13 protein-coding genes and 1 pseudogene are annotated in these 14,286 nt (G+C 60.4%); 8 read left to right on the forward strand and 6 right to left on the reverse strand.

Features of this window, described 5'->3' with window-relative positions:
- Positions 1–14 precede the first annotated feature (14 nt).
- Complete coding sequence (locus HCZ30_RS07705; protein WP_167637701.1) at positions 15–2,294, reverse strand: NADP-dependent malic enzyme; 2,280 nt, start codon at positions 2,292–2,294, stop codon at positions 15–17.
- Between the two features lie 177 nt (positions 2,295–2,471).
- Here HCZ30_RS07705 and cdd point away from each other — a divergent pair, with 177 nt between their 5' ends.
- The 5 genes from cdd to upp are packed head-to-tail and all read left to right on the forward strand — an operon-like array spanning position 2,472 to position 6,964.
- Positions 2,472–2,864 (forward strand): cytidine deaminase, encoded by a 393-nt coding sequence (gene cdd, locus HCZ30_RS07710; RefSeq protein ID WP_167637702.1) that lies wholly within the window; start codon positions 2,472–2,474, stop codon positions 2,862–2,864.
- Positions 2,864–4,165, forward strand: coding sequence for a thymidine phosphorylase (locus HCZ30_RS07715; protein ID WP_167637703.1), 1,302 nt, complete (start codon positions 2,864–2,866; stop codon positions 4,163–4,165). The genes cdd and HCZ30_RS07715 overlap by 1 nt, the downstream gene beginning before the upstream one ends.
- Positions 4,162–5,352, forward strand: coding sequence for a phosphopentomutase (locus HCZ30_RS07720; protein WP_167637704.1), 1,191 nt, complete (start codon positions 4,162–4,164; stop codon positions 5,350–5,352). Before HCZ30_RS07715 ends, HCZ30_RS07720 begins: the two co-directional genes overlap by 4 nt.
- The gene (locus tag HCZ30_RS07725; RefSeq protein ID WP_167637705.1) at positions 5,349–6,335 is read left to right on the forward strand and encodes an adenosine deaminase; all 987 of its coding nucleotides are present in this window, start codon (positions 5,349–5,351) and stop codon (positions 6,333–6,335) included. Before HCZ30_RS07720 ends, HCZ30_RS07725 begins: the two co-directional genes overlap by 4 nt.
- Positions 6,332–6,964 carry a uracil phosphoribosyltransferase gene (gene upp / locus HCZ30_RS07730; RefSeq protein ID WP_167637706.1) on the forward strand — a complete coding sequence of 211 codons (633 nt, stop codon included), beginning with the start codon at positions 6,332–6,334 and terminating at the stop codon, positions 6,962–6,964. The genes HCZ30_RS07725 and upp overlap by 4 nt, the downstream gene beginning before the upstream one ends.
- Positions 6,965–7,133: 169 nt before the next feature.
- Here upp and HCZ30_RS07735 read toward each other — a convergent pair whose 3' ends face one another.
- The 3 genes and pseudogenes from HCZ30_RS07735 to HCZ30_RS07740 form a co-directional block, all read right to left on the reverse strand.
- Complete coding sequence (locus tag HCZ30_RS07735) at positions 7,134–8,606, reverse strand: hypothetical protein (protein WP_246212675.1); 1,473 nt, start codon at positions 8,604–8,606, stop codon at positions 7,134–7,136.
- A pseudogene (locus HCZ30_RS16880) lies at positions 8,607–8,864 on the reverse strand (hypothetical protein); the annotation flags it as partial.
- A gap of 368 nt (positions 8,865–9,232) precedes the next feature.
- Positions 9,233–10,063, reverse strand: coding sequence for an alpha/beta fold hydrolase (locus tag HCZ30_RS07740; protein ID WP_175580993.1), 831 nt, complete (start codon positions 10,061–10,063; stop codon positions 9,233–9,235).
- A gap of 196 nt (positions 10,064–10,259) precedes the next feature.
- Here HCZ30_RS07740 and HCZ30_RS07745 point away from each other — a divergent pair, with 196 nt between their 5' ends.
- Positions 10,260–11,264, forward strand: a complete 1,005-nt coding sequence (locus HCZ30_RS07745; RefSeq protein WP_167637709.1) for a GlxA family transcriptional regulator — start codon at positions 10,260–10,262, stop codon at positions 11,262–11,264.
- Between the two features lie 70 nt (positions 11,265–11,334).
- Here HCZ30_RS07745 and HCZ30_RS07750 read toward each other — a convergent pair whose 3' ends face one another.
- Entirely contained in the window at positions 11,335–11,769 is a 435-nt protein-coding gene (locus HCZ30_RS07750; protein WP_217703037.1) for a VOC family protein, read from the reverse strand.
- A gap of 51 nt (positions 11,770–11,820) precedes the next feature.
- Here HCZ30_RS07750 and HCZ30_RS07755 point away from each other — a divergent pair, with 51 nt between their 5' ends.
- On the forward strand, positions 11,821–12,528 hold the full coding sequence (locus tag HCZ30_RS07755) for a helix-turn-helix transcriptional regulator (RefSeq protein ID WP_167637710.1): 708 nt from the start codon (positions 11,821–11,823) through the stop codon (positions 12,526–12,528).
- A gap of 471 nt (positions 12,529–12,999) precedes the next feature.
- On the opposite strand, the gene HCZ30_RS07760 is transcribed toward HCZ30_RS07755, so the two are convergent.
- A complete protein-coding gene (locus tag HCZ30_RS07760) occupies positions 13,000–13,542 on the reverse strand; it encodes a winged helix-turn-helix transcriptional regulator (RefSeq protein WP_167637711.1) in 543 nt (180 codons plus the stop codon).
- Positions 13,543–13,581: 39 nt separating this feature from the next.
- On the opposite strand from HCZ30_RS07760, the gene HCZ30_RS07765 reads away from it, so the two are divergent.
- On the forward strand, positions 13,582–13,962 hold the full coding sequence (locus tag HCZ30_RS07765; RefSeq protein ID WP_167637712.1) for a VOC family protein: 381 nt from the start codon (positions 13,582–13,584) through the stop codon (positions 13,960–13,962).
- Positions 13,963–14,286: the final 324 nt, after the last annotated feature.

The raw sequence follows: 14,286 nt of genomic DNA on the forward strand, positions 1-14,286 counted from the left end.
CGGGCCTCGGTGTCTTAGCTGTAGTGGGCGACTGGCGTGCCCGCGATGGCCGACATATTCAGGAGGCCTCGTGGGGTGATCGACGGCGTCACGATGTGCGCCTTGTTCTGCATCCCCATGAGGATCGGGCCGACTTCAAGGCCGCCGCCTTTCATCTTGAGGATGTTGCGCACGCCCGATGCCGCGTCGGTGTTGGCGAACACGAGCGTGTTGGCCGGACCGGTCATGCGGCTATCAGGGAAGATGCGTTCGCGCAGGGCGACGTCGAAGGCCGCGTCGATGTGCATTTCGCCCTCATAGCAGAAGTCACGCGGCTGGCTGTCGAGGATTTCGAGAGCGGCGCGCATATTGCGACCCGACGCGGTGTCGAGGTTGCCGAACTGCGAGTGCGAGCAGAGCGCGACGTTCGGGTTGAGGCCGAAGCGGCGGACGTGACGGGCACAGCCGACGACGGTTTCCGCAATCTGCTCGGGCGTCGGTTCAGGGTGACACTGGGTGTCGGCCACGAACAGCGGGCCGTCTTCGAGGATCATCATCGACAGCGCGCCAACGGGGTGGCGACCTTCGCGGCCAAGGATCTCGTTGACGTATTTGAGGTGCCACAGGAACTGGCCGAAGGTGCCGCAGATGAGGCTGTCGGCTTCACCGCGCTGCACCATGACCGCGCCGATGGCGGTGGTGTTGGTGCGCATAATGGCCTTGGCGAGGTCGGGGGTGACACCGCGGCGGGCCATCAGGGTGTGATACGTGGTCCAGTAATCGTAATAACGCGGGTCGTTTTCAGGGTTCACGACTTCAAAGTCGATGCGCGGGCGGATTTTCAGGCCGGCACGTTCACAGCGGGTCTCGATAACCTCGGGACGGCCGATAAGGATCGGCGAGTCCGTGGTTTCCTCAATGATCGCCTGAGCGGCACGCAGCACGCGCTCGTCTTCGCCTTCGGAGAATACGATGCGGCGGGTGACGGTGCGGGCGGCCTCGAACACAGGGCGCATAAGGAGGGCGGACTTGAACACCGAGCCATCGAGCGACTTCTTGTATTCGGCCATATCCTCGCGCGGACGTTCGGCAACGCCGGTTTCCATTGCGGCCTTCGCCACGCTGGAGGCGACGACGCCCATGAGGCGCGGGTCGAACGGTTTGGGGATCAGGTAGTCTTCGCCGAACGCCAGCTTTTCACCTTGGTAGGCGGCGGCAGCTTCGGCAGAGGTCGTCTGGCGGGCGAGGGCGGCGATGCCCTCGACGCAGGCGATCTGCATGTCATCGTTGATCTCGGTCGCGCCGACGTCCAGCGCACCGCGGAAGATGAACGGGAAGCAGAGCACATTGTTCACCTGGTTCGGGTAGTCCGAACGGCCGGTGGCGATAATTGCGTCGGGTTTTACCGCGCGGGCTTCGTCGGGCAGGATTTCCGGCGTCGGGTTGGCGAGGGCGAAGATGATCGGGCGATCCGACATCTTGGCGACCATTTCCGGCTTCAGAACGCCGGGGCCGGAGAGGCCGAGGAACAGGTCAGCGCCTTCGATCACATCCGACAGGGTGCGCGGCTCGCTGCCTTGGGCGTATTCGGCTTTCTGCGGGGTCATGTCGAGTTCGCGGCCGTTGTAGACCAGCCCCTGAAGGTCGCAGAGGAAGACGTTTTCACGCTTCACACCAAGTTTCAGCAGCATGTTGAGGCAGGCGATGCCCGCCGCGCCGCCGCCGGTGGAGACGACCTTGACGTCTTCGAAATTCTTGCCCGCAACGTATAGCGCGTTAGTCGCTGCCGCGCCGACGACGATAGCGGTGCCGTGCTGGTCGTCGTGGAATACGGGGATGTTCATGCGCTCGCGGCAGATCTTCTCGACGATAAAGCAGTCAGGTGCCTTGATGTCTTCGAGGTTGATTGCGCCGAAGGTCGGCTCCAGCGAGCAGACGATTTCAGCGAGCTTGTAGGGGTCGGGTTCGTTAAGTTCGATGTCGAAGCAGTCGATGTTCGCGAACTTCTTGAACAGGACAGCCTTGCCTTCCATGACCGGTTTGGAGGCGAGCGCGCCGATGTTGCCAAGGCCCAAAACCGCCGAGCCATTGGTTACAACGCCGACGAGGTTACCGCGCGCAGTGTAGTCGCGGGCGGTGCTGGCATCGTCCTTGATCTCGATACAGGCTTCGGCCACGCCGGGGCTATAGGCGCGTGCAAGGTCGCGTCCGTTGGCCATCGGCTTGGTCGCGCGGATCTCCAGTTTTCCCGGCTTGGGGTACTTGTGGTAGTCCAGCGCGGCTTGGCGCAGGTTGTCTTTGCTCTTATCGGTCATCGGGCACCTGATAGTTTAATGCTAAACTAATTTTCTGATTGCGGGTTTCCCTTCCTTACATGCCTTTGCGCCTTACTTGCAAATTCATTCGGTGAGGCGCACCCTCGGACGCAGGGTTCCGCTTGCAGCCGCCGTCCGCTCGGCTCATATTTTACTGATTGGTCAAAAGGAAATCAGATGTCGCTACTCGATCACGCGCTCAAGGTCCGCGAAAACGCATATGCGCCTTACTCCAACTTCAAAGTCGGGGCTGCGCTGCGCACTGCGGATGACACTGTATTTGTGGGCTGCAACGTCGAGAATGTCGCCTATCCCGAAGGCACCTGCGCCGAAGCGGGTGCCATTGCGGCGATGTGCGCGGCAGGCGATCGCGAGTTTGTCGAAATCTCCGTCGTGGCGGACAGCCCGTCGCCGGTGACGCCCTGCGGCGGTTGCCGCCAGAAGATCGCGGAATTCGCGAAGCCCGACACCAAGGTCAACATGCACACCACCGACGGCAAGGTCATGACCCTGACCGTAGCAGAACTGCTGCCGGGTGTGTTCGATGCCGGACACATGGCCCGCACCTGATGGATACCCGCACGATCATCGCCAAGGTCCGCGACGGTATTGCGCCGAGCGTGGACGAGCTTCGTTGGTTTGCTAGCGGGCTTGCCTCTGGCGCTGTGTCCGATGCGCAGGCTGGAGCCTTCGCGATGGCCGCATTGCTGAACGGTCTGGGCGAGGAGGGCCGCGTGGCCCTGACGCTGGGAATGCGCGACTCCGGTGATGTGCTGAAGTGGAAGCTCGACGGGCCGGTGATGGACAAGCACTCCACCGGCGGTGTCGGTGACTGCGTGTCATTAATCCTTGCGCCTGCGCTGGCGGCCTGCGGTGTCTTTGTGCCGATGATTTCGGGCCGCGGCTTGGGTCACACGGGCGGAACGCTCGACAAGATGGAAGCCATTCCGGGTGTCAGCATCAACGTGTCCGAAGATAACCTGCACCGTATGGTCAAGAACGTCGGCTGCGCCGTTGTCAGTGCCACGGGGCAGATCGCGCCTGCGGACAAACGGCTTTATGCAATCCGCGATGTGACGGCCTCGGTCGAGAGCGTCGATCTGATCACCGCATCGATCCTGTCCAAGAAACTCGCCGCTGGCCTTGAGGGGCTGGTGCTTGATGTCAAGGTTGGCACGGGCGCGTTTATGAAGTCCGCCGACGATGCCCGCGCGCTGGCGCAGTCGTTGGTATCGACCGCAAATGGGGCAGGGTGCCCGACGGCGGCGATGATTACCGACATGAACGAACCGCTCGCGCCTGCGCTGGGCAATGCGCTGGAAGTGGCGATCTGTCTGGAGGTCATGAGCGGCAACCGTCTGGCCGCGCCGCGTCTGCACGATCTGACCGTAGCCTTGGGCGGCCGCCTGATGGCTCTGGCTGGCGTGGCCGAAGGCGAAGGCGAGGAAAAGATCGCCGCCGCGATTGCCTCGGGCGCTGCGATGGAGCGCTTTGCCCTCATGGTGCGCGAAATGGGCGGTCCCGCAGATTTGACCAAAGGGTGGGACATGCTGGCCAAAGCGCCCGTAATCCGCCCTGTGCCTTCGCAGCAGAGCGGTGTAATGTCCGGCTGGGACGGGCAGGCGCTGGGTATGACAGTCGTCGGTCTGGGCGGCGGGCGGCGTGTGGAAACGGATCGCATCGACCCTGCTGTTGGAATCTCGGACGTGACCCGGCTGGGGCGCATGGTGAACGAAGGCGACCCGATCGCGTTTGTCCACGCCGCCAGCGATGAGGCCGCCGACAATGCAATTGAACAAATCCAGCGTGCGGCAGAGATCGGAGGCACGGACCCCGATACCCCGCTGGTACATGAAAGGATTGATCCATGAGCCGAGCATTCTTGGTCGTCATTGACTCTGTCGGCATCGGGGGCGCCCCTGATGCCGACAAGTTTTTCAACGACGGAAAGCCCGACACCGGAGCGAACACCATCGGCCATATCGCGCAGGAGCGAGCCAAGAGCGGGAAGGGGCTGGTGCTGCCGCTCCTTGACGGGCTGGGCCTCGGTGCTGCGGTGAACCTCGCCTCAGGTCTGGAGACGCCCGATCTGGGCGCCGCACCGCTGGGTGCTTGGGGTGCTGCGACCGAAGTTTCGATGGGCAAGGACACCCCTTCGGGCCACTGGGAACTGGCAGGTGTGCCAGTGCCGTGGGAGTGGGGCTATTTCACCGATGAAGAGAACAGCTTCCCCGACAACGTGATCGCCAAGGTCTGCGAAATCGCGGGCACTGACGGTATCCTCGGGAATTGCCACGCCTCGGGCACGCAGATCATCGCCGAGCTGGGCGAAGAGCACCAGAAGACCGGCAAGCCGATCTGCTACACCTCTGCCGACAGCGTGTTCCAGATCGCGGCACATGAGGACACGTTCGGCCTCGAAAACCTCTACGATCTGTGCAAGGGCCTCGCGCCGATGCTGCACGAGATGAAGATCGGCCGCGTCATTGCGCGTCCATTCGTGGGCGAACCGGGGAATTACACCCGCACCGCCAACCGCAAGGACTACGCCATCAACCCGCCGTCGCCGACGCTTTGCGACTGGGTGAGTGCGGAGCATCGCAAGGTCTATGCCGTGGGCAAGATCGGCGACATTTTCTCGATGCAGGGCATCGACGAGGTGCGCAAAGGGCGTGACCACATCCTGATGGACCACCTCGACGATCTGGTGAACGAGGCCGAGGACGGCTCGCTGACCTTCGCGAACTTTGTCGAGTTCGATAGCGAATACGGTCACCGCCGCGATGTCGATGGCTATGCCGAGCATCTGGAGTGGTTCGACGAACGTATGTCGCAGATCATCCCGCGCCTCCGCGAGGATGACCTGCTGGTGATTACTGCCGACCACGGGAACGATCCTACGTGGTTCGGCACCGACCACACCCGCGAACGGGTGCCGGTCCTGATGTATGGTGTGGGGGCAAAAGAGCTGGGCCATATGGCCTTTGTCGATGTCGCTGCGTCGGTTGCGGCCCACCTTGGGGTTCCGTCGCAGGGTGAAGGGAAAAGCAAGATATGAGCTGGCAATCACTGCCCAAAGTCGAACTGCACCTGCATTTCGAAGGCGCCGCGCCGCCGTCGTTTATTCGCGGACTGGCCAAGGAAAAGAACGTCGACCTGTCGAAGATCTTCGACGAGAACGGCGGTTATCGCTACGAGAACTTCGACCACTTCCTCGAAGTGTACGAGGCCGCGACCTCGGTGCTGCAAACGCCCGAGGATTTCGCCCTTCTGTGTGACGCCGTGCTCGAACAGAGCCGCGAGCAGGGTGTGGTCTACACCGAAACCTTCCTGTCGCCGGAATTCTGCGGCGGTGCTGACGTTGCCGCGTGGAAAGAATACCTCCACGCCATCGAAGAGGCCGCCGCGCGCGGCGAGGCGCAGGGCATCACGCTCAAAGGCTGCGTGACCGCGATCCGCCACTTCGGACCCGACCGCGCCAAGAAAACCGCTGCCTGCGCCGCCGAGACTGTTGGCGATTTCATCACCGGCTTCGGTCTGGCCGGAGCCGAGATGATGGGCCGTCCGGGTGATTTTGCCTACAGCTTTGACATGGCGCGCGAAGCCGGTCTGCGTCTGACCGCCCACGCGGGCGAGTGGGGCGGGCCGGACATGGTTGCCGACACGATCCGCGACCTGAAGGTCGAGCGCATCGGCCACGGCATCAATGCGATTAAGGACGCCTCGCTGGTCAAACAGATCGCGGAGCAGGGCATTACGCTTGAAGTCTGCCCCGGATCGAACGTGTTCCTCAACGCGGTCGAAAGCTGGGACAAACACCCGATCCAGCGTCTGCGCGATGCGGGCGTGAACGTGACCGTTTCGACCGATGATCCGCCGTTCTTCCACACGACGATGACCGAAGAATACAACATGCTGGAGAAGACCTTCGGCTGGGGCGAGGACGACTTCCGCGAAGTGAACCGTGTTGCCCTGAACGCTGCCTTCTGCGACAGCGCCACCAAAGAACGTATCGCCAAACGACTGGAGCCCGAGACATGACCGAACACCTGACCGTCGTGAACCACCCGCTGGTGCAGCACAAGCTGACCCTGATGCGCGAAAAGGACACCTCCACGGCGTCGTTCCGCCAGCTGCTCAAGGAAATCTCGTTGCTGCTCGCATACGAGATCACTTCCGAGCTGCCGATGACCACGCAGAAGATCGAAACGCCGCTGTGCGAAATGGATGCGCCGGTGATCGAGGGCAAGAAGCTCGCGCTCATCTCGATCCTGCGTGCGGGTAACGGTCTGCTGGACGGTATCCTCGAACTGATCCCCGCCGCTCGTGTCGGTTTCGTCGGCCTCTACCGCGATCACGAGACGCTCCAGCCGGTGGAATACTACTTCAAGGTTCCGCAGAACCTCGAAGACCGCACGGTCATTGTTGTCGACCCGATGCTGGCGACCGGTAACTCGTCTGCTGCTGCGATCGACATGATCAAGAAGGCCGGCGCGAAGGACATCCGCTTCATGTGTCTGCTGGCCGCGCCCGAAGGCGTCGCCCGCATGAAAGAGGCGCATCCCGATGTTCCGATCGTTACCGCGTCGCTGGACGAGAAGCTCAACGAGCTCGGTTACATCGTTCCGGGTCTAGGTGATGCGGGCGACCGCATGTTCGGCACGAAATAAGGCCGAAATCAGGCACCTAAATGGCTTAGCCCAGGTGACGGTCACCGCATGCCTTTTCCAGAAATCACACCAAACGTTTTCCATGAGCCGGTTTCAGGGCTCGTCGAGGAATTGAATAACGGCGCAGGATGATCCTGCGCCTTTATTTTCTTCATTCAATGTCAGATGCTTAGCCGAGAATGCGATCTGTCGCATCCCGCAGGTAGACATTCCCGAAAGCACCACGCTCGTTGGTGAAGGGTTTGATGCCCGCATCCCGCAGACGTCGAACCAATGCTTGCCAGGGCTCCCCATAGGTTTTTGAGAGCAGTTTGGGTGTGGTGTAGCGCTTTCTGAAGGCGGTGGCGTCTTCGGCCGTGAAGTAGGCCTGATCGAATTGAGTGAATGGGTTTTTCAGGATCGTTGTCTGGACATGCCCCTCGTCGATCATGCGCTTCAGGTTTGAGGGCTGTTTGATGCCGACCGACTTCGCGAAGGTTTCGATGTTCTCTGCGTTGACAGGATCAGGGCGGAGCACCGCCGCTACCTCGTCGTGATATACGTAAATTGCCGCATAACCTTCACATTCCATGTGATTGCCGACTTTTCTAATCCTACCGTCGCGGATGGCTTCGATTATTTTTGCCGGACGGACCTTCAGGCGTTGTACAGCTTTCGAAAGGTGCTCCCAGCCATGTTGTGCTTGCCGAAGTTGCTGTGCTCCGGTCAGGATGCTATCGAGAAACCGCTGACCTTGGACTGGATGCCAGACAGCTTTGACATCAGTAGTGTCGAGATATGGCACCAAAACACCATCCGCGACCAGTAAGTCGAATTGAGAGCGCGTTGCGTTGATAGAGGCCGCCATATCCTTGGCAGTGAGCAATTCGGTCATGCTTTCCAGGATTGGCGCCGCTGCCGTCGCATCGAAGACCTCCCATGCATCGGGCAAGCCATGGTCGGCGTCACGGACAACCCCTGCTGCGACGAGAACCTTACGCAGTCGGCGTTGGTCAATTCCCGTTGCCTGTGCCGCGGTGCGGACGGAGTGAAGCCGCCGCACCTTTACCGCTTCTCCAAGCAGTTCGTCCCCTGGCCCTAAGGGCCAAGTGTCCAGCATGTGCGCGCGCAGTAGATCCCGAAACGGGGCGTAGTCGGGATGATCGTGGTAGTCATAGGCAAGCCGCTCATACAATCTTGGAAAAATGGCTTTGGGCCCATCTTGCGGAAAACCGGGTCTTCGTTGGAGTGCATCGAAGGTCGCGAGGATGTCGTCTTTGCCATTGCGCGCCACTTTAAACCCCATCTCGTAAAGGATGGGGCGATCCTCGGGCGTCATGCGGGACTGAGGGATATCTTCAAGGCGCAGCCGCGCACTTCCGAGCAGGTGGCAGAAATTACACGCAGCATGGAGCGGAAGGTCGTCGAGCCATGTCGTGGGAAACTCCGACTGCGCCAAGCGCGCTTCGAGCCATCGGTCGAAGGGCAGGAGTTTCCGCGGTTTTCCATCGATCTCCCGAGCCATGATTTCCGAAGTGAGACCGTCCAGAAGAGGCGAGGAGTCGAACCTTTTCAGCGGTTTGGCTTCCCGCCACAGGGGCGCGAGCGCAGTCTGGTGAATGACGCAGACCGTGACATGAGGAACCAGCCAGTGGCCGCGCATCCTCATCGCGCCCGTTGTTTCGAAGTCTTGCCGCAGGCAATGGGCACATCCCCGCATTGACTGGTGTCTGCAGCGATCTGGTTGGGAATGTATGGCCGCGGAATGATCGGATTCCATTCCCGACTTGCCGAGGCGACCATTGCCTAACCTCCTCAGGAACAGGTTCGCCAAGCTCTTCCAGAGCCGAGATTGCCTTGTCTGAGTACTGCAAAACCGCCGTGAAAGAGGTTCCCTTGTCCATACAGAATGTGGCGGCATCCACCCAGAAATGGCCGGCGCGGCGGGAGATCCAAGAAGCGATGGTCTCTCTTATGGGCGATAGGTTGATATGGGCGATAGGTTGATCGGTGGTATTTTCGGCTGGCTCACTGATGTTGTCGCTCAAATATGCCAGTTGCCCTGACATGCAAGGCATCTTCCCTATTGGATGGTACAGTAATACCTGTGATCCACCATCGTATTTCGGCCCTCTGCGGACATTCATGCAAATCGCGGCGAACGGCAGCTCTGAACCCAAATTGATCCATTCTGCGAAGACGGCAGTTGTCCGCTCTCGTCGTGCTGCGGTCTGGGTCAACAGCAGAGTGGTGGCCGGGACCCTGTATCGGGTCCCGGCGGCTTTGGCTTTAGCTCTGCACGAAGCTGAGCAGGTCTGGGTTCACCACATCAGGATGCGTGGCAAAGAAGCCGTGCGACAGGCCCTTGTAGACCTTCAGCGTCCCGTTCGGCAGAAGTTTGACCGCCTTCTCGGCCGAGTTTGCGATCGGGACGACCTGATCGTCATCGCCGTGCATGACCAGGGTCGGCACGTTCATTGCCTTGAGGTCCTCGGTCTGGTCGGTCTCGGAGAACACCGCGATACACTGGTAGTGGGCGGACGCGCTGCCCATCATGCCCTGACGCCACCAGTTGTTGATCAGACCCTGGCTGACATCCGCACCTTCGCGGTTGAAGCCATAGAAAGGACCCGACGGCACATCGAGGTAAAACTGCGCGCGGTTTGCGGCCAGTGCGGCCCGGAACCCGTCGAACACCTCAAGCGGCACACCGTCCGGGTTGGCGTCGGTCTTCAGCATCAGGGGCGGGATGGCCCCCAGCAGCGCGGCCTTGGCGACACGGCCCGGCTCGGCCTTGGCCACGTAAGCCGCGACTTCGCCGCCGCCTGTCGAATGGCCGATATGGACCGCGTTCTTCAGGTCAAGCGCCGCAGCAAGATCGGCAACGTCGTTTGCATAGGTTGCCATATCATGGCCAAGGTCGGTCTGGTCCGACCGTCCATGTCCACGCCGGTCGTGTGCGATCACGCGGTAGCCGTTGGCGAGGAAGAACAACATCTGGTTGTCCCAGTCGTCGCCGCTCAGCGGCCAGCCGTGGTGAAAGACGATAGGCTGCGCATCGCGCGGGCCCCAGTCCTTGTAGAAAATCTTGGTGCCGTCGCGTGTTTCAATGGTGGACATGATGATGTCTCCTTCTTGTTGAGTAAGGGTTTGAGCCGCAAGCGCGGCGGGCATCGCCGAGAGCAACGCAGTTGCTGCACCCACCTGCAAAACGGCGCGTCTGGTGGGTTCGTATTGGGTCATGGTCATTGGCTCCGCAGTGCTTGTTCGATGAGACCAATATTGCAATTTGGAGGGCAATCCGCGATTGTCGCAAATGACAAAGGAAGGTTCAAAAGTGACAACCTCGAAAAAAGATTGGGTCTGCGAGATCGGCCTGCTGATTTATCCCGACTGCCAAATGTCCGCGATCTACGGGCTGACCGATCTGTTCCGGATTGCGGGCGAATGGGCAGACGGTGACAACGCGCGACAGGTCCGGGTTTCGCATTGGCGAGCCGAGGAAGACGGCGAGCTCATCTGCGTCTGGGACAGCCATCCAAACAAGCTTCATCACTTGGGGTACGTGATCACACCGCCCAGCGTCGTCATGCCCGAAAAGATGCAGTCCATGCCAAAAGAGGCCGCGTGGCTTCGCGCGCAACACAAAGATGGCAGTCGCGTATGTTCGATCTGTGCTGGTGCCTTCGTTCTGGCTGAAAGCGGATTGCTCAAAGGCAGGCGTGTCACGACGCATTGGGCTTTCGCCAAACACCTTGCTGAAAGCTACCAGGAGATCGAGGTTGCCGACCGTAATTTGGTGCTGGACGATGGTGACGTCATATCAGCGGGCGGCATCCTTGCCTGGACCGATCTCGGCCTGACCCTTGTAGAACGTCTCTTTGGACGCAGTACAATGCTGTCGACGGCCCGATTTCTGGTCATCCAGCCACCGCGAGCCACGCAGCTTCCCTTTACTGAATTTATTCCGAATTTCGATCATGCGGACCAGGCAATCTTGCGGGTTCAGCACCATATCCATGCCGATCTGACGGCATCGCTGAACCTCGACGATCTCTCTGATCTTGCAAATCTGGGAAAACGGACCTTCATGCGCCGTTTTGCCAAAGCGACCTCGCTCACCCCCACCGAGTACATCCAACAGGCCCGAGTTGCCAAAGCCCGAGGTATTCTGGAGCTGACCAACCGTCCCGTGGATCAGGTGGCGTGGGAGGTCGGATACAAGGACCCCTCTGCCTTCAGCAAGATCTTCCAGCGTATCTCTGGAATTTCAGCCTCAGAGTATCGGCACCAGTTTGGTGTCTCGCCGACAACACCGTAGCCGTCAGCGAAGACAAAAGCAGACCTTGTATCCCTTGATGACCCCGCCGCTCTAGGTGGTCGCCACGGCCCTAGGACCTTGAGCCAAATCGCGCCTTCGCGGCGTCGGTTTCCGGCATGTACAGGCTGACGAGGTTCCCCTCAGGGTCACGCAGTTGGAATGTCCGGTTTCCCCAAGGCAGAAGTTTTGGCGCGTGGACGAGATCCAGCGTGTTCAGGCGCGCGAATTCGGCGTCAATATCCTCAACCTGAAGTTCGATGATCGACGTCCGGTTTGCCCCGGCTTCGGCACTCCCTTCCTTAAAAAGCGCCACGGTGTCTTCCGAACCGATGGCCAGCGACGCGCCCGGCGTCACGATCTCCGCAAAAACAGGGGCCAGCCAGTCGGCCTTGGTGCCGGTGACGGTTTCATAGAAGGCCACAAGAGCCCGGACATCCCGCGCAATGAGGCGGACAGAAGCAAGTTTCATTTTATATTCCTTTTCCGCCGGCACTTGACCGGCCACGCGCGCTTGTAGTGGGGTGCTGCTGACAGCATTGTGGCAACAGGAAACAGCATGCGCAGCACAGACCGTCTTTTCCAGATCATCCAGATTCTGCGACGCACGCCCCGCGCCGTTACCGCCGCCGCCATCGCGGAGGAACTCGAAGTGTCGCGCAGGACAGTCTACCGCGATATTGCCGACCTCATCGGTCACCGGGTCCCGATCCATGGAACGGCGGGATTCGGCTACACGCTTGACGATGATTACGAGATGCGCCCGCTGGCCCTGTCACCCGACGAGACCGAAGCCCTTGCCCTGGGCGCACAATGGGTGAGCCGTCACCCCGATCAGGCGCTTGCCCGTCTTGCCCTGGACGCCTTGTCGAAGATCCGGCTGTCACTGCCCGAGCCCAGCCGCACCGTGTTGGAGCAGCCCGCTTTGGGTGTGAAGTCGATTGCAACCGCCCCGGGCGCGATGCTCGATACCACGTCCCTGAGGGAGGCCATACGTCGTTGGCGCGTGGTGACATTCAGCTACCGGGCGCTCGACGGGACAATCAGCCAGCGCCACGTTTGGCCGATCCTGCTCGGCTACGAGGATACCCGCTGCCTGTTGATTGCCTGGTGCGAGAAAAGGAGCGCCCTCCGCCATTTCCGCCTAGAGCGCATGTCCCACATCGAGGTACTCGAACGAAGGCCGGCCAAACGGCGGGCGGATATGATGCGCCACTGGCATGTGCAACGTGAAAGCGAAATGGAGGCCGGGAACCGTAACGTGTAGCGCCCTGATGGGCACGTCGACTATACCAACCTGCTCGATCGAGCGGCAACGTCGGGGCAACAAGCGGTCATTGACTGTGGTCGCGCACGCGACAGTAAGTTTCCGCGATGCGGCCCCTTTTTTCGGGGTGCAACGAAGTTCCGCTCTCCTCGGTGTCGATCAAGCGGGCCTCGGTCTTGGTTCTCGTCTGCATGTCCGCTTCCATGGTGCGGCCGGGGCGACTTCGCGCCCGCAGCGAACGGCCGCTCTCCGCCCCTGCCTGCTAAATGTCGCGACCGGCCTATACCGGCCGGTCGAAGCGACCGTCGATGCGGCAACGCACCGTCACCGAAGCAGCCATTCGTGCATCGCGCAGCATTTTCGCGGGCGAAGGTCGGCCGTCGGGACGGAGCTGACATCGGCACCGCTCAGTTCAACGGCCGCTTTCGCGGGTTTCCGACTTCCATCATCTGTCAATGAGGGCCGGTTCGGCTAGCTTAGAACGACTTCGGGTGCAATGACCTGACTGATCAGGCCACCAGTGTTCACCGCACTATAAATGGATCGCGGCGGGCGAGCGGCCCCGTCCACGCTGCGGCAAACCCAGTTCCTTGCTTCCATTGATTTCAATGACTGAGACAGCGCACGATCCGTAATCATCGGCAGGTGTCGCTTGATGTCGATGAAGTGGCTGGGCCTGTGGAGCGAGGTCAGAACCGGCAAGGTCCATGACCGGCGCAGCAAGGGCCAATCTTCTTCTGTCGAAACATCGCGAATTTTGTCGGCGATGGCCGCGACCGACTTTCCCAGGCCTGTAAGCTGGAATTCTGGGCGCAGCGGATGACCGTAACCCGGATTCCGTTCAAGCAAGCCCAGCTCGATCAGGTGATCCATGCTTTGTGCAAAGGCTGTCCTGCTTGCGCCCGTCGCAGACAGGAGGGGCGCTTGCCGCCCGGCGACACCCGAATGCAGGCTTGACAATATGGGTATCGCCCAAGCCCTTGAAGTGACGTTGACAAACAGCTTCATGTCCATAAAGTATAGTTAGTATATTTTCATTAAAAAGGAAAGCCCATGTCGCTCGTTACCTTGGATCACACCATCACCATCGCCATGTCGGTCGCAGATCGCCATGCAAGTGCAACATGGTACGAAAGCATGCTGGGGTTTGAGCTTCTCTACCATGCCGATGAAGCAGGCTGGTCCGAGCTTCGGACGAACACGCCCGGCGTCGTCATTGGTCTTGGCGAGCATACCAAGCCAGCACCCGGCAACTGTGTGCCCGTCTTTGGGGTCGTTGATCTGGATGCGGCCCGGCAGAAGCTGGAGCAGGCCAAAGTCAAATTTGATGGCGAGACGGATGTCGTCGAGGGCATGGTCAAGACCGCGACATTCTACGACCCCGACGGCAATGCGTTGATGCTTGCTCAGGATTTGACCGGAGGAATTGGGTAACACCTTAATTTTTCGTGGCTCCTGCGCCGTGTCTGCCTCTGGCAGGCACGGCTTCAACTGCTCCTTATCGCACTTCTTCGGGGCTGTATGTTCAGCCGCAGTCGCCAGATCTGTCACCATAGCGGTCTTTTGAAGCCTTCGCAGCATTTGTCGGAATGGGCTCGAAGCGGTCATGCGGCGTTGCAGTAGGACGCACGCCCGGACTTATCCCCGCGTCCGTCGCTCCCGGCCCAAAGCCGACCTTCGCGCCAAGGGCGGCGGATGGCCGCTCCCAGCCCTTTCACGGCATTCGGACCATTTCACCGATGTCCTCTGTCTCACGAT

Source organism: Marivivens donghaensis (assembly GCF_011806565.1).
GTDB classification, from domain to species: domain Bacteria; phylum Pseudomonadota; class Alphaproteobacteria; order Rhodobacterales; family Rhodobacteraceae; genus Marivivens; species Marivivens donghaensis_A.